A 216-nucleotide genomic window follows, 5' to 3' on the forward strand; every position below is an offset into this window, starting at 1 on the left:
CTAGTCCAATCAGTGCTCTACCTCCAAGACTCTTACACTTAAGGCTAGCCCTAAAGCTATTTCGGGGAGAACCAGCTATCTCCAGGTTCGATTGGAATTTCTCCGCTACCCCCACCTCATCCCCGCACTTTTCAACGTGCGTGGGTTCGGGCCTCCATTCAGTGTTACCTGAACTTCACCCTGGACATGGGTAGATCACCTGGTTTCGGGTCTACG

1 rRNA gene is annotated in these 216 nt (G+C 52.3%); it reads right to left on the reverse strand.

Annotation, left to right across the window (positions count from 1 at the left end):
- Positions 1 to 216 (reverse strand): 23S ribosomal RNA (locus MR107_RS31145); the annotation flags it as partial.

The organism is Bacillus cereus group sp. BfR-BA-01441, from assembly GCF_022663075.1.
Taxonomy (GTDB): domain Bacteria; phylum Bacillota; class Bacilli; order Bacillales; family Bacillaceae_G; genus Bacillus_A; species Bacillus_A cereus.